This window comes from Aromatoleum toluclasticum ATCC 700605 (assembly GCF_000378245.1).
Taxonomy (GTDB): domain Bacteria; phylum Pseudomonadota; class Gammaproteobacteria; order Burkholderiales; family Rhodocyclaceae; genus Aromatoleum; species Aromatoleum toluclasticum.
In genome coordinates, this window is record NZ_KB899509.1 from 55067 (window position 1) to 71813 (window position 16747).

The 16747-nt window shown below is 64.6% G+C and carries 19 protein-coding genes and 4 tRNA genes; 4 read left to right on the top strand and 19 right to left on the bottom strand.

Annotated features, from left to right (window positions below; translation table 11 throughout):
- The first annotated feature begins 23 nt into the window (after positions 1-23).
- The 4 genes from F464_RS0123475 (at position 24) to F464_RS0123490 (ending at position 1603) form a co-directional block, all read left to right on the top strand.
- Positions 24-99 (top strand) — tRNA-Gly (locus F464_RS0123475).
- 68 nt (positions 100-167) lie between these two features.
- Positions 168-241: transfer RNA gene (locus F464_RS0123480), tRNA-Cys, on the top strand.
- Positions 242-250: 9 nt separating this feature from the next.
- Positions 251-326: transfer RNA gene (locus F464_RS0123485), tRNA-Gly, on the top strand.
- A gap of 62 nt (positions 327-388) precedes the next feature.
- On the top strand, positions 389-1603 hold the full coding sequence (locus F464_RS0123490; protein ID WP_018992309.1) for an alkaline phosphatase family protein: 1215 nt from the start codon (positions 389-391) through the stop codon (positions 1601-1603).
- A 27-nt stretch (positions 1604-1630) separates the two neighbouring features.
- Here F464_RS0123490 and F464_RS0123495 read toward each other — a convergent pair whose 3' ends face one another.
- The 19 genes from F464_RS0123495 to rpoE all read right to left on the bottom strand — a co-directional run bounded on the left by F464_RS0123495 (position 1631) and on the right by rpoE (position 16631).
- The gene (locus F464_RS0123495) at positions 1631-2092 is read right to left on the bottom strand and encodes a DUF1178 family protein (RefSeq protein WP_018992310.1); all 462 of its coding nucleotides are present in this window, start codon (positions 2090-2092) and stop codon (positions 1631-1633) included.
- 41 nt (positions 2093-2133) lie between these two features.
- Positions 2134-2218, bottom strand: a tRNA-Leu gene (locus tag F464_RS0123500).
- A gap of 47 nt (positions 2219-2265) precedes the next feature.
- The gene (pgsA, locus tag F464_RS0123505) at positions 2266-2856 is read right to left on the bottom strand and encodes a CDP-diacylglycerol--glycerol-3-phosphate 3-phosphatidyltransferase (RefSeq protein ID WP_018992311.1); all 591 of its coding nucleotides are present in this window, start codon (positions 2854-2856) and stop codon (positions 2266-2268) included.
- Between the two features lie 33 nt (positions 2857-2889).
- A complete protein-coding gene (gene uvrC / locus F464_RS0123510) occupies positions 2890-4701 on the bottom strand; it encodes an excinuclease ABC subunit UvrC (protein ID WP_018992312.1) in 1812 nt (603 codons plus the stop codon).
- A gap of 29 nt (positions 4702-4730) precedes the next feature.
- Positions 4731-5798, bottom strand: coding sequence for a beta-N-acetylhexosaminidase (gene nagZ, locus F464_RS29390; RefSeq protein ID WP_018992313.1), 1068 nt, complete (start codon positions 5796-5798; stop codon positions 4731-4733).
- Positions 5795-6175, bottom strand: a complete 381-nt coding sequence (gene acpS, locus F464_RS0123520; protein ID WP_018992314.1) for a holo-ACP synthase — start codon at positions 6173-6175, stop codon at positions 5795-5797. Before acpS ends, nagZ begins: the two co-directional genes overlap by 4 nt.
- Before the next feature lie 10 nt (positions 6176-6185).
- On the bottom strand, positions 6186-6941 hold the full coding sequence (locus tag F464_RS0123525; protein ID WP_018992315.1) for a pyridoxine 5'-phosphate synthase: 756 nt from the start codon (positions 6939-6941) through the stop codon (positions 6186-6188).
- Positions 6938-7660 carry a DNA repair protein RecO gene (gene recO / locus F464_RS0123530; protein ID WP_018992316.1) on the bottom strand — a complete coding sequence of 241 codons (723 nt, stop codon included), beginning with the start codon at positions 7658-7660 and terminating at the stop codon, positions 6938-6940. The genes F464_RS0123525 and recO overlap by 4 nt, the downstream gene beginning before the upstream one ends.
- A 21-nt stretch (positions 7661-7681) precedes the next feature.
- Positions 7682-8608: a GTPase Era gene (gene era / locus F464_RS0123535; RefSeq protein ID WP_018992317.1), complete on the bottom strand. Its 927-nt coding sequence runs from the start codon at positions 8606-8608 to the stop codon at positions 7682-7684.
- On the bottom strand, positions 8605-9282 hold the full coding sequence (gene rnc / locus F464_RS0123540) for a ribonuclease III (protein WP_018992318.1): 678 nt from the start codon (positions 9280-9282) through the stop codon (positions 8605-8607). Before rnc ends, era begins: the two co-directional genes overlap by 4 nt.
- Complete coding sequence (locus F464_RS0123545; protein ID WP_018992319.1) at positions 9282-9647, bottom strand: DUF4845 domain-containing protein; 366 nt, start codon at positions 9645-9647, stop codon at positions 9282-9284. Before F464_RS0123545 ends, rnc begins: the two co-directional genes overlap by 1 nt.
- A 12-nt stretch (positions 9648-9659) precedes the next feature.
- Positions 9660-10448 (bottom strand): signal peptidase I, encoded by a 789-nt coding sequence (gene lepB / locus F464_RS0123550; protein WP_018992320.1) that lies wholly within the window; start codon positions 10446-10448, stop codon positions 9660-9662.
- Positions 10449-10500: 52 nt separating this feature from the next.
- Positions 10501-12297 (bottom strand): translation elongation factor 4, encoded by a 1797-nt coding sequence (lepA, locus tag F464_RS0123555; protein ID WP_018992321.1) that lies wholly within the window; start codon positions 12295-12297, stop codon positions 10501-10503.
- 54 nt (positions 12298-12351) lie between these two features.
- The gene (locus F464_RS29395; protein ID WP_018992322.1) at positions 12352-12612 is read right to left on the bottom strand and encodes a glutaredoxin family protein; all 261 of its coding nucleotides are present in this window, start codon (positions 12610-12612) and stop codon (positions 12352-12354) included.
- A 2-nt stretch (positions 12613-12614) separates the two neighbouring features.
- Positions 12615-14039 carry a Do family serine endopeptidase gene (locus F464_RS0123565; RefSeq protein WP_040395744.1) on the bottom strand — a complete coding sequence of 475 codons (1425 nt, stop codon included), beginning with the start codon at positions 14037-14039 and terminating at the stop codon, positions 12615-12617.
- Complete coding sequence (locus F464_RS29400) at positions 14036-14509, bottom strand: SoxR reducing system RseC family protein (RefSeq protein WP_018992324.1); 474 nt, start codon at positions 14507-14509, stop codon at positions 14036-14038. Before F464_RS29400 ends, F464_RS0123565 begins: the two co-directional genes overlap by 4 nt.
- On the bottom strand, positions 14506-15471 hold the full coding sequence (locus tag F464_RS0123575; RefSeq protein WP_026296268.1) for a MucB/RseB C-terminal domain-containing protein: 966 nt from the start codon (positions 15469-15471) through the stop codon (positions 14506-14508). Before F464_RS0123575 ends, F464_RS29400 begins: the two co-directional genes overlap by 4 nt.
- Positions 15468-16022 (bottom strand): sigma-E factor negative regulatory protein, encoded by a 555-nt coding sequence (locus F464_RS0123580; RefSeq protein ID WP_018992326.1) that lies wholly within the window; start codon positions 16020-16022, stop codon positions 15468-15470. Before F464_RS0123580 ends, F464_RS0123575 begins: the two co-directional genes overlap by 4 nt.
- 9 nt (positions 16023-16031) lie before the next feature.
- Positions 16032-16631 (bottom strand): RNA polymerase sigma factor RpoE, encoded by a 600-nt coding sequence (gene rpoE / locus F464_RS0123585; protein ID WP_018992327.1) that lies wholly within the window; start codon positions 16629-16631, stop codon positions 16032-16034.
- Positions 16632-16747: the final 116 nt, after the last annotated feature.

The following is a 16747-nucleotide window of genomic DNA, read 5'->3' on the forward strand; positions in this document are numbered from 1 at the left end:
ACGACCTATAATGGCGGTCTTTCGCGGGAATAGCTCAGTTGGTAGAGCGCAACCTTGCCAAGGTTGAGGTCGCGAGTTCGAGACTCGTTTCCCGCTCCAAATTCTCGGAAAGGCTCCGTAAAGCCTTTCCACCCGATAGAGGCGTATCGGGGTCAGGGCAGACAAACGGCGCGATAGCAAAGCGGTTATGCACCGGATTGCAAATCCGTGTAGGTCGGTTCGACTCCGGCTCGCGCCTCCAGAAGTACACGCGGGAATAGCTCAGTTGGTAGAGCGCAACCTTGCCAAGGTTGAGGTCGCGAGTTCGAGACTCGTTTCCCGCTCCAGTATTTGACAAAGGGAAGGTGCCGGCGCACCTTCCCTTTTTGTCTTTCTGTCGCCTATTTTCATGTCCCGCTCCCGGCTGCCCGCCCCGTCCGATCTGCCAGGCATTGAGCTGCCGCACAATGCTGTGCTTCCCGACTATCGCAACGGCGGCCTGTTCGGGCTGATCCGCAATGTGCGGGCTTATCTCGACGGCCACCCCTGGCACGCACCCGGGCCGTCCGCCCCCCCAGCCCCCGACGCCACCCCGCGCAAGCTCGTCTTCATCCTCATCGACGGCCTCGGCGACATGTTCCTGCAGCGCACCGGCGCCGAGGGAACCCTGCTCGCCCACCGGACGGGCCGCCTCACCTCCGTGTTCCCGAGCACCACCGCAAGCGCCGTCACGACGACGATGACGGGCCTCCCGCCGGCCCGCCATGGCCTGACGGGGTGGTTCATCCACGATCGGCGCTTCGGCGGCGTCATCGCACCGCTGCCGGCCATCCAGCGCGGAGGCGCGCCCTTGAGGGGGCCGCTGGCCGTGCCCCGGCTCTTTGCCTATCGCACGCTCTTCCAGCGCTGCAAACGCCCTGCGGTCTTCATTTCGCCCCGCGACCTGGCATCCTCGCCCTACTCGCGCCGTCACAGCCGCGGAGCCAGCACCGTGGGCTACAAGGGCCTGCAAGGAATGATCGATGCGATCGCCGCGACGATCGGGGCAAGCGGAAGCCATCCGATCCTCGTGCATGCCTACTATCCGACCTTCGACGGTCTCAGTCACGCTTATGGCTGCAACTCGAAGGAGGTGCACACTCACTTCGAGCGCATCGACGCCGCCTTCGGGCAGCTCCTCGAACGACTGCGCGGAAGCGGGACCGACATCGTCCTCACCGCCGATCACGGCTTCATCGACTCGCCGCCGGAACGCGTGATCGATCTCGACGCCCTGCCCGGACTGCAAACGCTGCTGGCAGCCCCGCTGTTCGGCGAACGGCGTACTGCCTTCTGCGCCGTGCGCCGCGGAGCAGAGCGGGATTTCGAGCGGATGGCACGCGAATGCCTGACGGGAAAGGCCGCCGTGACGCGGTCGGAAGATCTGATCGGCCTCGGTGTCTTTGGCCCGGGCAAGCCCCATCGGCGCCTGCAGGAGCGTGTCGGGACTCATGTACTGCTGATGGAACCGGGCTGGACCATTCGCGACCACGTTGCGGGCGAACAGGAACACGCGATGATCGGCGTTCACGGCGGTCTGTCGCCCGACGAAATGTGGATCCCGCTGATTCAGGCGCGCTGCTGACAATCGACCGCCGCGCCGATGCAAGCTTCAGTGCAGATCCTCGTCGGCGGGCAGGGGCAGCACGGAAATGCCCTCGTCGATCAACTCGCTGACGTCGTCACGCGTCGCACGGCCGCGGATATTGCGCGCATCGCTCTCGCCATGATGGATGCGGCGCGCTTCGTCGGCAAAGCGATCCCCCACGTCCTCCGACTCCCGGCCGAGACGGCGCAACATCGCCACGGCCGCCGCAACCACATCGGCGTCCGGCGCCGCCGGAGCCGCTTGTGCTGCTCCGGAGCGAACAGGCGCGCCGGATTTTCTCGCCGGCGCCGGGGCCGAAGCTCCCGTGTTCACGTAAGGCGCGCTGGGACGCCGCGAAATCGTCGTAGACCCGCACACCGGACAGGACACCAGTCCCCGCTCGCGTTGCTCGTCGTAAGCAGCCGACGAGGCGAACCAGCCCTCGAACAGGTGCTCATGGTCGCAGTTGAGGTTGAGAACGATCACGTGATTTTCCGGACTGGGGCAAACGCATGCCCGTTGGCGCGTGGTGCCGGGAACGGGGGTCGAACCCGTACGCCCAAGGGCTGCAGATTTTAAGTCTGCTGTGTCTACCGATTTCACCATCCCGGCCCGCGAGGGCTGGGCATTCTACCGTGCGGCGACGCCCCTGCCCAGCATCAACCGGGACGCTTCGCCTTGCTTCCTTCGTTCGCCAGATGGGGCATCGCGCGATGCAGGTAGTAGCCCATCGACCACAAGGTCAACGCCGCCGCGACATAGATCAGGATCTCGCCGACCAGCCGGACGTTCAGATGCAGCAAGGGTGCGTCGTACAGCAGGAGGGGAATCGCGGTCATCTGCGCGGCGGTCTTGAGCTTGCCGACGAAGGCAACCGCGACACCCGCGGATGCGCCGATACGCGCCATCCATTCGCGCAGCGCGGAAATGGTGATCTCGCGCCCGATGATGACCACGGCGATGATCGAATCCACGCGCGCGAGCTGGACGAGCAGGATCAGCGCCGCAGCCACCATGAGCTTGTCGGCAACGGGATCGAGGAAGGCGCCGAAAGCGGAGGTCTGGTTCAGCGCACGCGCGAGGTAACCGTCGAACCAGTCCGTCACCGCCGCGACGATGAAGATCATGGTCGCGGCCAGGTTCTTCTCCTGCGGATCAAGCCACTGCTCCGGAAGGTAGAAGACGCCGACAAAGAGCGGTATCAGCGCGATGCGCGCCCAGGTCAGCGAGTTCGGAATGTTGATCTGCATTGAGAAGATGACGGAAATGCGACAAATGCATGGCTAGTGCAACGCATTGTATATCGCTTCGGCGAGCTTTCGGCTCACCCCATCGACACGGCATAGATCCTCGACCGTGGCCGCACGCACGCCGTCGAGCCCGCCGAAGGTCGCGAGCAGGTTGCGCCGCCGCGTCGCGCCGACCCCGGGAATGTCCTCGAGGCGCGAACCGATGCGCGCCTTGGCCCTGCGTGCGCGATGCCCCGTGATCGCGAAACGGTGCGCCTCGTCGCGGATTTCCTGGATCAGGTGTAGCGCGGGGTGATCCGACGCGAGGTTCAGCGGAGCGCGCCCGTCCGGGAAGATCAGCGTCTCCAGGCCCGGCTTGCGCTCCTCGCCCTTGGCGACGCCGACCATCGCGATCGACTCGAGCCCGACCTCGGTCAGCACCGCGAGTGCGGAACTGACCTGCCCCTTGCCGCCGTCGATCAGGATCAGGTCGGGGCACAGCCCTTCGCCCGCTGCGACCTTGCCGTAGCGGCGTTCCAGCACCTGCCGCATCGCTGCGAAATCGTCGCCACCGGTGATGCCGGCGATGTTGTAGCGGCGATATTCGGAATTCTTCATCGCGCCATCGACGCACACGACGCAGGACGCGACGGTCGCCTCGCCCATCGTGTGGCTGATGTCGAAGCATTCGACGCGGCGTGGCGCCTCGGGCAGGTCCAACACCTCGCGCAGCGCCTCCAGGCGCGCCTCGCTGCGCCCCGTGTCGCGCGCGCGGGCGAGGATCGCGAGACGCGCATTGTTCTCCGCCATCTCCATCCACGCCTTTTCGGCGGCGCTGCGCGGCGTCACCAGCGCGCAGGGCTTGTCGCTGATCTCCGCCATCAGGACCTTGACCGGCTCCAGCGGAACGTCGAGCAGCAGGCGCGCGGGCATGCCGTGATCGCGATAGTGCTGCTCGACGAAGGCCAGAGCGCCGTCGAGCGCACCGCAGCCTGCAGCGGCACTTGGGAACTGCGGGCGGTCGCCGAGGTGCCGGCCGCCACGCACCATCGCGATATTCACGCAGGTCAACCCGCCTTCCTCGACCGCGGCGATGATGTCGACGTCCTCGTCCCTGCGGCTGTCGACATACTGCCGCTGCAGCACGGCCTGCAGCACGCGCACCTGGTCGCGGATCGCCGCCGCCTCCTCGAACGCGAGGCGCTCGGCAGCGGCATGCATGCGCGCGCTCAGGTCATCGATGACCTCGGAGGCACGCCCGTCGAGGAAACGCGCCGCGAGCTTCACGTCGGCCGCGTAGTCCTCGCGGTCGATCAGGCCGACGCAGGGCGCGGTGCAGCGCTTGATCTGGTGCAGCAGGCACGGGCGCGAACGGTTCTGGAACACCGAGTTCTCGCAGGTGCGCAACTGGAAGGTCTTCTGCAGCAGGTGGATGCTCTCGCGCACGGCGTAAGCGTTCGGAAACGGCCCGAAGTACCGTGCGCCCTTCGCGAAGGCGCCCCGGTGGTAAGCCAGGCGCGGAAACCCGTCGCCGGAGAGTTCGATATACGGATACGACTTGTCGTCGCGGAACAGGATGTTGTAGCGCGGCGCGAGGCTCTTGATAAGATTGTTTTCGAGGATCAGCGCCTCGGCCTCCGAACGCGTCGCCGTCACGTCGACGCGCTGGATTTGGGCGACCATCAACGCAATGCGCGGACTGGGCTGCGTGCGCAAGAAGTAGCTCGACACCCGTCGCTTGAGATTCTTGGCCTTGCCGACGTAGAGCACCCGTTCCTCGACGCCTATCATGCGATAGACACCGGGTTCCTCGGGTACCGTCTTCAGGAAGGCCTTGGCGTCGAAAGGCGTGGCGGGATCGGTCATTGCCAACGGACTCGGAACCGGACGAAGGTTCAGGCGAGCTCTTCCGGAATCCCTGCGACGGTTCCGCGCGCCTGCTGATAGACCGGACTCAGCTCGAGCGCGAAGGAATCGCCGAACTGCGGACGCGCGTGCAAGGCCGCGACGCGCGCGCGGCTCTCGAGCTGCATCTCGGGAACCCAGCGGTCCAGCAGGTCGGCGGCCAGATCCGGGCGATTGCACACCAGCACCATGTCGCAACCAGCCGCACAGGCCGCCTTGGCACGAGCGAGGATGTCGCCGGCGACCGCCGCCCCCTCCATCGTCAGGTCATCGCTGAACACGACGCCCTTGAAACCGACGCGGCCGCGCAACACGTCCTGCAGCCAGAAAGGCGAAAAACCCGCCGGATTCGGATCGACCTTCGTGTAGATGACGTGCGCCGGCATCACGCCGGACAGCTGCCGGCCGATGCGATGGCGGTAGGGAGCAATGTCCTCGTTCCAGATCGCGTCGAAGTCGCGCTCGTCGACCGGGATCTCGAGGTGCGAGTCCGCCTCGACGAAACCATGCCCCGGGAAGTGCTTGCCCACGCATCCCATCCCGGCATCGGCCATGCCCGCGGCAAGCGCCTGCGCTAGCGACGCCGCCACCTGGGGGTCGCGATGGAAGGATCGGTCCCCGATCACGCGGCTGCTGCCGTAATCGAGGTCCAGCACGGGGGCAAAACTGAGGTCCACACCGTGGGCCAACAGTTCGGACGCCAGCACGTAGCCGACCGCGCGGGCCGCATCCAGCGCGGCAACGTGGTCTTGTGCCCACATCTGCCCGAGCCGGCGCATCGACGGCAAACGCGTGAAGCCGTCCGTACGGAAACGCTGCACTCGCCCGCCTTCGTGATCGACTGCGATCACGAGCGCCGGATCGCGCAACGCATGGATCTCGGCCGTCAGCGCCGAGAGTTGCTCGGAACCGGTGAAATTGCGCGCAAACAGGATCACGCCGCCGACCAGCGGATCGCACAGGCGTTCGCGCTCCTCGTCGGTGAGCACGGTGCCCGCAACGTCGAGCATCACCGGCCCGAGCGGCAGGTGCAGCTTGTCTTGAGTTGTCGAATTCATGGCTTCTCGATCAGCGCAAACGCGACCACATAATCGGTTTCGTCGCTCAGGCTCAGGTGCGCACTGAGTCCGCGCTCCTGCATGTAGGCGGCGAGCCCGTCGTCGAACAGGTAGACCGGCTTGCCGAGTTCGTCGTGCCCGACCCGCACCGCATGCAGCGTCGCCGGTACAGCAACGCCCGTCCCCAGGGCCTTCCCGAACGCCTCCTTGGCTGCAAAACGCTTGGCAAGGAATCGCGCCGCATCGCGGCTCGCCCTGAAGCCTTCGCGCTCCTCTCCGGGCGCAAGGATACGCGCCGCGAAACGCTCGCCGTTGCGCGCCAGGGCGGCGCTCAGGCGGGCGATCTGGACGATATCCGTACCGATCCCGTGAATCATCCGGCGATGCTCAGCAGCCCTGCCCTGCGGCCTCGCGCATCAGGCGCTTCATCTCGCGCACCGCCTCGCGCATGCCCGCGAACACCGCCCGGCTGACGATGGCATGGCCGATGTGCAGTTCGCGCACGCCTGCGAGCCGTGCGATCGGCTGCACGTTGTAGTAGTTCAGGGCGTGGCCCGCATTGAAGCGCATACCCAGACCACGGATCGCCTCCCCCGCCTTACGTACCTTCGCTATTTCCGCGACCACGGACGCACTCTCGGCGTCTCTCCCGGCATTGTGGAAGGCGTGTGCGTATGGGCCCGTGTGGATCTCGCACACGCGCGCGCCAATGCGTGCGGCGGCCTCCACCTGCGCGATTTCGGCGTCGATGAACACGCTCGTGACGATCCCCGCGTCGGCCAGACGCCCGACGACGGCCTTCAGCCGCGCCTCCTGGGCGACGACGTCGAGGCCACCTTCGGTCGTCACTTCATGCCGGCCTTCAGGCACCAGCATCGCCATCTCGGGCTTCAGACGGCACGCGATCCCGACCATCTCGTCGGTCGCGGCCATCTCGAGGTTGAGCTTGACCTGCGTGAGCTCGCGCAGTCTGCGCACGTCCTCGTCCTGGATGTGGCGCCTGTCCTCGCGCAGATGCACGGTGATGCCGTCCGCGCCACCGAGATGCGCCTCCACGGCCGCCCATACCGGGTCCGGCTCCCAGGTGCGGCGCGCCTGGCGCAGCGTCGCCACGTGGTCGATGTTCACGCCGAGTTCGATCACAGTTCCAGCAACTCCTTTAGAACCCGGCGCGACTGCAGCGTCTGCCCACCGAGGTAATGATTGATCAGCATACGAAGCAGGGTCTTGCTCTGGACCAGTGTTTCGGGCCGGGAAAAATCGTCACGCTCCATGTCGAGCAGGGTCTGCCCGTTCGTCGCCGGCAGATCGCCCCCGCCATCGGGTACCGGCACCGGACCGCGCTCGATTATATAGACGTAGTCGGCGCGAGGATCCAGCGGCTCTCCCGAGTCGCTGTCCGCGGCGAGACCGATGCCATAGCCGAGCTCGCGCAGCAGCGCGAGTTCGAAGCGCCGCAGCACCGGCTCCTGCGGCTCGCCACGGCCGAGGGTCGCGATCGCGCGGGCATACGCGTCGAACAACACTGCATGCGGATCCTCGCGGGCCGTCAGGCGCACCATCAGCTCGTTCACGTAGTAACCGCACATCAGCGCACGTCCGGCCAGCAAGGGTTGACCGCCGCTGCGCTCGGCACGCACGAGCGTCTTGACCTCGCCACCACCGGACCAGTCCACAAGCAGCGGCTGAAACGCCATGATGACGCCGCGCAGGGCCGACATGGGGCGCCGCGCCCCCTTCGCGACCAGAGCGACGCGGCCGTGATCGCGCGAGAAGACCTCCACGATGAGGCTGGTCTCGCGCCAGGGGTACGTGTGCAGGACGAAACTCGGCTGCCCGTCGACGCGCTGTTTCTGGCTCACGACGGCACGCGCCCGCAGGCCTTATTCGTAGCCCAGGCTCTTGAGGGCGCGTTCGTCGTCCGCCCATCCGCTCTTGACCTTGACCCACACCTCGAGAAACACCTTGCCGTCGAACAGCTGCTCCAGTTCGACGCGCGCCTCCGACGCGATGCGCTTCAACTGCTCGCCGTCCTTGCCGATGACGATCGCCTTGTGGCTGGCGCGGTCGACGACGACCGCGGCATGGATGCGACGCAGCTTGCCTTCCGTTTCGAACTTCTCCACCTCCACGGCGATGCCGTAGGGCAGCTCGTCCCCCAGCAGGCGGAAGAGTTTCTCGCGCAGGAACTCGGCCGCAAGGAAACGTTCGCTGCGGTCGGTGATCTCGTCCTCGCCGTACATCGGCGCGCCCTCGGGCAACAACGGCGTCACCGCCTTGAGCAACTGCTCGACGTTCGTCCCGCGCTCGGCGCTGAGCGGCACGACCTCGGTGAAGGGATAGACATCCTTCACACGGGCGATGAACGGCAGCAATTGCGTCTTGTCGGCGAGACGGTCGACCTTGTTGATCACAAGGACCACGTTCCCTTCCCGCGGCAGCACCTCGACGACCTTGCGGTCGTCTTCGCTGAAGCGGCCGGCCTCGATCACGAAGAGCACGAGATCCACGTCGGAGAGCACCTGCGACACCGTCCGGTTCATCGAGCGGTTGAGGGCGTTGCGATGTTTGGTCTGGAAACCCGGCGTATCGACGAACACGAACTGCGCGTCATCGTTGGTCAGGATGCCCGTGACGCGATGCCGCGTCGTCTGCGCCTTGCGCGAAACGATGCTGATCTTCTGCCCGATCAGGCGGTTCAGCAGCGTCGACTTGCCGACGTTGGGCCGTCCGACGATGGCGACGAATCCCGTGCGGAAGCCTTCGGGCACTGCGGCAGGCCCGTTCTCCGGGCTGATATTCTCGTTCATGACTTCCTCAACTCCGCCAGCGCGTTCTCGGCCGACTGCTGCTCGGCGGCGCGACGACTCGTGCCCCGCCCGGTGGTACGGATCTTCAACGCGTTGACCTCGCAGGTGACCTCGAATTCCTGCGCATGCGCCTCGCCATGCACCTTCACCGTCGTGTAGGTCGGCAGCGCCATCCTGCGCCCCTGCAGGTATTCCTGCAGTGCGGTCTTCGGATCCTTGGCTGCCACGCGAGGATCTATGGCCGCGATCAGCGGCGCATACAGACGGTCGATCACCGCCTTCGCCGCTGCAAAACCCTGATCGAGAAACACCGCCGCGAACATCGCTTCGAGCGCGTCGGCGAGGATGGAGGGCCGGCGGAACCCGCCGCTCTTCAGCTCCCCTTCACCCAGGCGCAGGTACTCGCCGAGGTCGAGCTCGCGAGCAATACCATGCAGGCCGTCCTGACACACCAACGAGGCCCGCAGACGTGACATCTCGCCTTCGCGCAACTCGTTGAAACGCTCGAACAGCGCGATCGCGACGACGCAATTCAGGATGCTGTCGCCGAGAAACTCCAGGCGCTCGTTGTTGGGGTGCCCGAAACTGCGGTGCGTGAGTGCCTGCTCCAGCAACCCGCGGTCCCTGAACTGATGTCCGACGAGGCGCTGGAGGCGATCCAGATTGGCTGCCACTATCTTCCGGTCGTCGTCGCTTTGAAGTCGATCAGCAGGCTGACGTTGCTCACCACCGGGACCTTGCGGGAATACTCGACGTCGATAGCGACCTTGCTGCCATCCTTCCTGATCTCAAGGTCGGCACCGGTGACCGTGACCACGTCGTCGATCAGACCGCGGCGCTCGAAACTCCTGCGCATGTCGGCGATCGAGGCGCCACCATCACCCTCGTCGGCCACCTTCTTGATGATGCGCTGGATGGCGAAGTACTCGTTGACCGCCGGAACGGCACGAAAGCCGATCAGCAGCACGAAACCGAGAAGCCCGCCGACAACCAGTACGCTGATAGGGCTCATGCCCCGTTGCCATTTCTTCATCCGCATGCCGTCTCCGTATCAGTGGAACCCGCCAATCCGTTTCATGTCGTTGAAGTTGAACCAGATGAAGAACGCCCTGCCGACGATGTTCTCATCCGGAACGAACCCCCAGACGCGGCTGTCGCTGCTCGCGTCGCGGTTGTCGCCCATCATGAAGTAATGTCCTTCGGGTACGATGCAACGCACGCCGGCCGTAGTATAGGTGCAGTTCTCGCGATGCGGATAATCGAGCACCTGTGGCACGAAGGGCGGCACATCGCGCTCGATCAGTACCGAATGCTCGACCGCGCCCAGCTTTTCCAGGAAACGCGGCGAATAGTACAGGCGATCCGGATGGAGGTAATCGTCCTGCGGCGCGATCGGCACTGCTTCGCCGTTGATGCGCAGACGCTTGTCGATGTACTCGATCCTGTCGCCCGGAAGCCCCACGACCCGCTTGATGTAATCCATCGACGGATCGGCGGGATAGCGGAACACCATCACGTCGCCGCGTTTCGGATTGTTCACCTCGATGATCTTCTTGTTGATCACCGGAAGGCGGATGCCATAGGTCCACTTGTTGACGAGGATGAAATCACCGACGAGCAGCGTCGGAATCATCGAACCGGACGGAATCTTGAACGGCTCGACGATGAACGAACGCAGGCCGAACACGATCAGGATCACCGGAAAGAAACTGGCACCGTACTCGACCCACCACGGCGCGGGAGCACCGGGAGCGCGACGCTTCTTGGCGTAGAAGCGGTCGATGACCCAAAGTATCGCCGTTGCCACCAGCAGCAGGAACAACACCAGCGCAAAATTCACACAGACTCCGTTTCGTCGCCATTCAACGCAGCACGGCGCAAGGCCTTGCCGCTTACTTGCCTTCGTCCACCCGCAACACGGAGAGGAAGGCCTCCTGCGGAATTTCGACGTTGCCGACCTGCTTCATGCGCTTCTTGCCTTCCTTCTGCTTCTCGAGAAGTTTCTTCTTGCGCGAGATGTCGCCGCCGTAGCACTTCGCGAGCACGTTCTTGCGCAGCGCCTTGATGGTCTCACGCGCGATGATGTGCGAGCCGATCGCTGCCTGGACGGCGACGTCGAACATCTGGCGCGGGATCAGCGAACGCAGCTTCGCTGCCACTTCACGGCCACGATACTGTGCAGAGGCGCGATGCACGATCACCGACAGCGCATCGACCTTCTCGCCGCCGACCATCATGTCGAGCTTCACGAGATCCGCCGCACGGTACTCCTTGAACTCGTAGTCCAGCGAGGCGTAACCGCGCGACACCGACTTCAGCTTGTCAAAGAAGTCCATCACCACTTCGTTCATCGGCAGGTCATAGATCAACTGCACCTGGCGGCCGTGGTAGCGCATGTCGACCTGCACACCGCGCTTCAGGTTGCACAACGTGATCACGGGGCCGACGTATTCCTGAGGCATGAAGATCGTTGCCGTGATGATCGGCTCGCGAATCTCCGCGACCTTCGACAGGTCGGGCAGCTTGGACGGATTCTCGACATGAATCACTTCGCCGCTGTTCATCACGACCTCATACACGACGGTCGGAGCCGTCGTGATGAGATTCATGTCGAATTCGCGTTCGAGGCGCTCCTGCACGATGTCCATGTGCAACAGGCCGAGGAAGCCGCAGCGGAATCCGAAGCCCAGCGCCTGCGAGACTTCCGGCTCGAACTGCAACGATGCGTCGTTCAGGCGCAGTTTTTCCAGCGAATCGCGCAACTGCTCGTACTCGCTCGACTCGACCGGATACAGGCCCGCGAACACCTGCGGCTTGATTTCCTTGAACCCGGGCAGCGGTTCGGCCGCCGGACGGTTCGCGAGCGTCACGGTGTCACCGACTTTCGCCGCCTGCAATTCCTTGATGCCGGCGATGATGAAGCCCACCTCGCCAGCGGCCAACTCGGTACGCGCAACCGAACGCGGAGTGAACACGCCGACCTGGTCGCAAGGATACTGTGCGCCGTTCGCCATCAGGAGGATACGATCCTTCGGCCGCAGCACGCCGTCCACTACACGCACCAGCATCACGACGCCGACGTAGTTGTCGAACCACGAGTCGATGATCAGCGCCTTCAGCGGCGCTGCGGGATCGCCCTTGGGCGGCGGCACGCGGCGCACGACGGTCTCCAGCACGTCCTCGATGCCCAGACCCGTCTTCGCCGAACACAGCACCGCCTCGGACGCGTCGACGCCGATCACGTCCTCGATCTCCTGGCGCGCGTTGTCCGGATCAGCCGCGGGCAGGTCGATCTTGTTCAGGACTGGCACGACCTCGACATTCTGCTCGATCGCCGTGTAGCAGTTCGCGACCGTCTGCGCCTCCACGCCCTGCGAGGCATCGACCACCAGCAGCGCTCCCTCGCAAGCCGACAGCGAACGGCTCACCTCGTAGGAAAAGTCGACGTGCCCCGGCGTATCGATCAGGTTCAGGTTATAGACCTGACCATCCTTCGCCTTGTACTGCAGGGCAGCCGTCTGCGCCTTGATCGTGATCCCGCGCTCGCGCTCGAGGTCCATCGAATCGAGCACCTGCTCCTCCATCTCGCGATCGGAGAGCCCGCCGCAGTAGTGGATGAGCCGATCAGCCAGCGTGGACTTGCCGTGATCGATGTGGGCGATGATGGAAAAATTTCGGATGTGTTGCATGCGCCAACAAAAGAAAGGTGCCATGCGGCACCCAGGATGAATCGGTTGAATCGGCTAAGCCGCGGATTCTAGCGGAAAACGCCCGCAATAGGCACGGATCGCCGCCTCGTCGAGGTGGTAATGGCACAGCTCGGCGTCACCGGCGAGGACGACGGGAACCAGTTCGTCCCATCGCGCTTCAAGCGCCGGATCGGCATCGACGTCCAGGACGCGCACCGCCCACCCAAGCTCGGCCGCAAGGGGCAACAAGCGATCGATGAGATCGTGACACAGGTGACACCATTCGCGACTCATCACGGTGAATTCGCGTACCACGCTCAGTCCCCCGCCCGCAGGGTCACGTAACTGGTTCCCGCTCCACGGTGCACCAGCAGGGTCACCAACTGGCCGTCCCTGACCTCCGCGACCTGACGCGCAAAACCGTCGACCGTCTTCAGCGCGATCTGCCGTCCGCCGGTCACGATCGCGAGCACGATGTCGCCCACCTGCAGGTCCGAACGTGCCGCGGCGCCCAGGACCCGCTCGATGACCAGCCCGTGTTCCACATTGCGCTCGCGCTTCTGCGCCGGACTCGGCAATCCGAGCACCAGACCGAGCTTGTTCGGTGCCGGTTGCGCACGCTCACTCCGGCGCGAACGCGAACCGCCTTCGTCGGCCCATTCGCCGACCACGATATTGATGTCGCGCAGCGTGCCCGCCCGGTAAAGTGCCAAGCTGACTTGAGCTCCTGGACGGCTGGTGGACACGATCCGCGGCAGATCGCTGGATTCTTCGACTGTCTTGCCGGCGAAACGCACGATCACATCACCCTGTTCGACGCCCGCCTTCGCCGCCGGGCCACCCGGCTCGACAGCGCTCACGAGCGCACCTTCCGCGCGCGGCAGCGCGAAAGTCTCCGCGAGCGCGCGCGTCACTTCCTGGATTGCAACGCCGATGCGCCCGCGCTGCACGCGGCCGCTGGCCTTTAGCTGGCCCTGGATGTCCATTGCGAGGTTGATCGGGATCGCGAACGACAGCCCCATGAAGCCACCGGTCTGGCTATAGATCTGCGAATTGATGCCGACGACCTCGCCCTTCAGGTTGAACAGCGGCCCGCCCGAATTGCCAGGGTTGATCGCGACGTCCGTCTGGATGAAGGGCACGAAGTTCTCGTCCGGCAGACTGCGCCCCTTCGCGCTGACGATGCCGGCCGTCACCGAATGGTCGAAGCCGAAGGGCGATCCGATCGCGAGCACCCATTCCCCCACCTGCAGCTTGTCCGGGTCGCCGATCGCCAGACGCGGCAGATCGGTCGCATCGATCTTGATCAGCGCCACATCGGACCGCGCGTCTGCCCCCACCACGCGCGCGCGGAACTCGCGCTTGTCGATCAGGCGGACGATGATCTCCTCGGCCCCTTCGATGACGTGCGCATTGGTCAGGATATAGCCGTCAGAGCTCACGATGAAGCCGGAACCCAGCGACTTGTTGTCGGGATCGATACGCGGATGCTCGGGCTTGCGCGGGATGAAGCGCCGGAAGAAATCGAACATCGGATCGTCCGGCGCAAGCCCGGGGAATCCCGGCCCGCCCCCCTTCCCGGCCTGAGCAGCGCTGATGTTCACGACGGCCGCACCATGCCGCTGCACGAGCTGCGTGAAATCGGGCAAGGCAATCAGGCTACCTGCGGCCCACGCGGTAGAGCCTGCGAACACGCAAGACAGTGCAAAAACAAGTGCCCGCAGCAGACGTCCGAGGCTCATCCGTGCTGCGCCCCCGTCGCGCCACATCCTGCTGCCCCGCGCACCATCTCGATCTCGAAGCCGCGGCGCACGGACCGGCTGCGGAAGAGCGCGCGATTGATCCCGAACGCGACAGCAAGGCCGACAAGGCCCCCTGCCGCTGCAGTCAGGTCCTGCGTTGCGGACTCAGCGAGCGCGCTGCCCAGTGCGGCGCCGATCAGCAGCAGACCGACGGACAAGCCGTAGCCCAGCAGCGCGCCCCGCAACGGCGCACCATCATGCATCCGCAGGCGCACCAGCTCGCCCGGTCGGACATCGATGGAATTCGGAACCGCAAACACTTCGTCCGGAGCCTTCAACACATACGCGAGGCCCGTCGAGCGGCACCCACCCGGCTCGTCACAGCGTCCGCAGCCGCCCGCCCGCTCGGTGAGGCGAACCCAGGCGCGACCACCCTCAACCCGTTCGACCACGCACTGCGCTTCGTTCATCGCGTCACCGGCTCGATCGCGTCCCCCAGGCGCTGCACCGAACGCAAAGGGGCCTCGCCGAGAGCGGTCACGAGATGCGGACCCACGACGCGCTTGTAGATGTTGATCGCACCACTCGCGAACGGCCCGAGTTCCACGCGTGCCCCGTCGTTCGGCTCGATGAACACCGAAATCGAAGCGAGTCCGTCGCTGTACACCATATGCAGCGCCTCGCCCCGATCACGACCAAGTGGCCTGCGCATCACCGAGACGAGGGAGAACCCCGCCAGCGGAGCGTTCAGGACCCAACCGCTTTCCTCCTTGCGCACTTCGACGCCATTGGCGTGAACGATCCGCCAATCGCTACTCTTCGTGATGCGCGGGCGGAAGGCATCGCTACCGATCTCGCCGCCTATCCTGACGTCACTGAAGGTGAATTGCTCGACGATCTCGCCACGATCGTCAACCGTACGCGCCTTGAGCAGGAGCCCGGACTGCAGTTCCGCCCACAACTGGTATCCGAAGCGCAGGTCGTCTTTCGGCTCGAGGATGATCTGCTGCGCGTCCAGCCCTGCAACCCGGCCCACATTGCCCTTGCGGATACGATAATTTTCGGCAAGACCGCCGAACGCCACAGGCAGTCGCGAAGGAAATGCGCGCCGGGTGCCAGGGCGGTCGACGATGACCGTCTTCTGGTCCGGCAGCACGCAACGCACTTCGCTGTTGCTGCGGATCACCTCGCGCGGGCTGCCGTCCAGTACTTCGAGGCGTTCATGTTCGCCGTTCGCATCGCTCATGTGCGCGATGCGCGACGTCTCGAAATTCTTTCCCGACTGATAGATGAAAGTACCGGAATAATTGAGGCGCTGGCCCGCAGTTGCCATTCGCCCGAGCCAGGACAGGGGATCAGCCGGCGACTCCGCAATGGCCGGTGCCTGCATCAATGCCGCGCAGACCGCCAATACAGCTGAAACCCGCCTCATCGACCACTGTCCTGCCCGACGTCGGAAACCGTGCGCACATGCTGGATCACGCCTGATATGGGTCCGCCGCCCGACATCGCCTGATGAACGAAGACATATTCGCGGGTCGGATCCACCGCAAACGGCGTCGGCGCAACGGCGACCGGACGCACCGCGGTGTGCGCCACGACGGCAGCCGACGATCGCGCAACGGCAACGGGGCTCCCCGCCCCATGCCCCTGATCGCTGTATAGGGTATGGGCAACCCATCCCACCGCGGCCACACCCATCACGGAGGCAGCCAACGGCATCAGGGAACGCCACAGCCGCCCGCCGTCCGCGACCGCACGCGGGGGAGGCGCAAGCAAGGTGGGCTCTTCGTCGATATTCGCCATGACACGCCCGACAAAACTGGCGTTCCCGCCACCGTCACCGCGAAGCACGTCGCCGATCAGGCAGTATGCCTCCCAGTCGGTGCGCAACGAGCCGTCGCGCCGCATCGACTCGAAAACCGGATGCGCCGATTGCTCGTCGAGATCACCATCCAGAAGTGCCGACAATTTGTCCTTCATGAGTACCACCTACCAACGTTTATCGGGCGCCGTGTCCAGCAGCGGCCGCAGTCTTTCAGCAATCGCCTCGCGTGCACGGAAGATTCGCGAGCGCACGGTTCCGATCGGACAGTCCATGATGCTGGCAATTTCCTCGTAGCTGAGCCCCTCAAGTTCCCTGAGCATGATCGCCGTACGCAACTCCTCCGGCAGCGCCTCCATCGCCTGATCGACCGTCTCGCCGATCTGCCGCGTCATCATCAGACGTTCCGGCGTGTTGATGTCGCGCAACTGATCACCTTCCTCGAAGGTCTCCGCCTCTTCCGAATCGAATCCCGTCGAGGTGGGCGCCCGTCGGCCTTGCGAAACCAGATAGTTCTTAGCGGTATTGATCCCGATACGGTACAGCCACGTGTAAAAAGCACTATCGCCACGAAACGACCCCAAGGCGCGATACGCCTTGATGAAGGTTTCCTGGGCCACGTCTTCGACCTCTGCCGAATCGCGGATCAAGCGGGACAGCAGCCTGTGCAGCTTGCGTTGGTACTTAGCCACCAGCAAGCCGAAAGCCTGCTTGTCGCCGCGCTGCACGCGCTCGACAAGCTGCTGATCTATCTCGCGATCGCTCATGGGCGGGTCGTTTCTCTATGTTGGGCAAAATCCGCGCCAGTATAGCGACCCCACCCCGTCTCCGGCAAAGTCAAAGCTAATCAGAAGACCGGCACGCCTTGAAATAGTTCAGATCC

What these genes read in the sequence shown, in the direction of transcription:
- rpoE (WP_018992327.1), bottom strand. Translation starts at nt 16,631, where the DNA reads ATGAGCGATCGCGAGATAGATCAGCAGCTTGTCGAGCGCGTGCAGCGC.
- F464_RS0123565 (WP_040395744.1), bottom strand. Translation starts at nt 14,039, where the DNA reads ATGAGCCTCGGACGTCTGCTGCGGGCACTTGTTTTTGCACTGTCTTGC.
- F464_RS0123545 (WP_018992319.1), bottom strand. Translation starts at nt 9,647, where the DNA reads ATGCGGATGAAGAAATGGCAACGGGGCATGAGCCCTATCAGCGTACTG.
- F464_RS0123490 (WP_018992309.1), top strand. Translation starts at nt 389, where the DNA reads ATGTCCCGCTCCCGGCTGCCCGCCCCGTCCGATCTGCCAGGCATTGAG.
- pgsA (WP_018992311.1), bottom strand. Translation starts at nt 2,856, where the DNA reads ATGCAGATCAACATTCCGAACTCGCTGACCTGGGCGCGCATCGCGCTG.
- nagZ (WP_018992313.1), bottom strand. Translation starts at nt 5,798, where the DNA reads ATGAATTCGACAACTCAAGACAAGCTGCACCTGCCGCTCGGGCCGGTG.
- era (WP_018992317.1), bottom strand. Translation starts at nt 8,608, where the DNA reads ATGAACGAGAATATCAGCCCGGAGAACGGGCCTGCCGCAGTGCCCGAA.
- lepA (WP_018992321.1), bottom strand. Translation starts at nt 12,297, where the DNA reads ATGCAACACATCCGAAATTTTTCCATCATCGCCCACATCGATCACGGC.
- uvrC (WP_018992312.1), bottom strand. Translation starts at nt 4,701, where the DNA reads ATGACCGATCCCGCCACGCCTTTCGACGCCAAGGCCTTCCTGAAGACG.
- acpS (WP_018992314.1), bottom strand. Translation starts at nt 6,175, where the DNA reads ATGATTCACGGGATCGGTACGGATATCGTCCAGATCGCCCGCCTGAGC.
- F464_RS0123580 (WP_018992326.1), bottom strand. Translation starts at nt 16,022, where the DNA reads ATGAAGGACAAATTGTCGGCACTTCTGGATGGTGATCTCGACGAGCAA.
- F464_RS0123575 (WP_026296268.1), bottom strand. Translation starts at nt 15,471, where the DNA reads ATGAGGCGGGTTTCAGCTGTATTGGCGGTCTGCGCGGCATTGATGCAG.
- F464_RS29400 (WP_018992324.1), bottom strand. Translation starts at nt 14,509, where the DNA reads ATGAACGAAGCGCAGTGCGTGGTCGAACGGGTTGAGGGTGGTCGCGCC.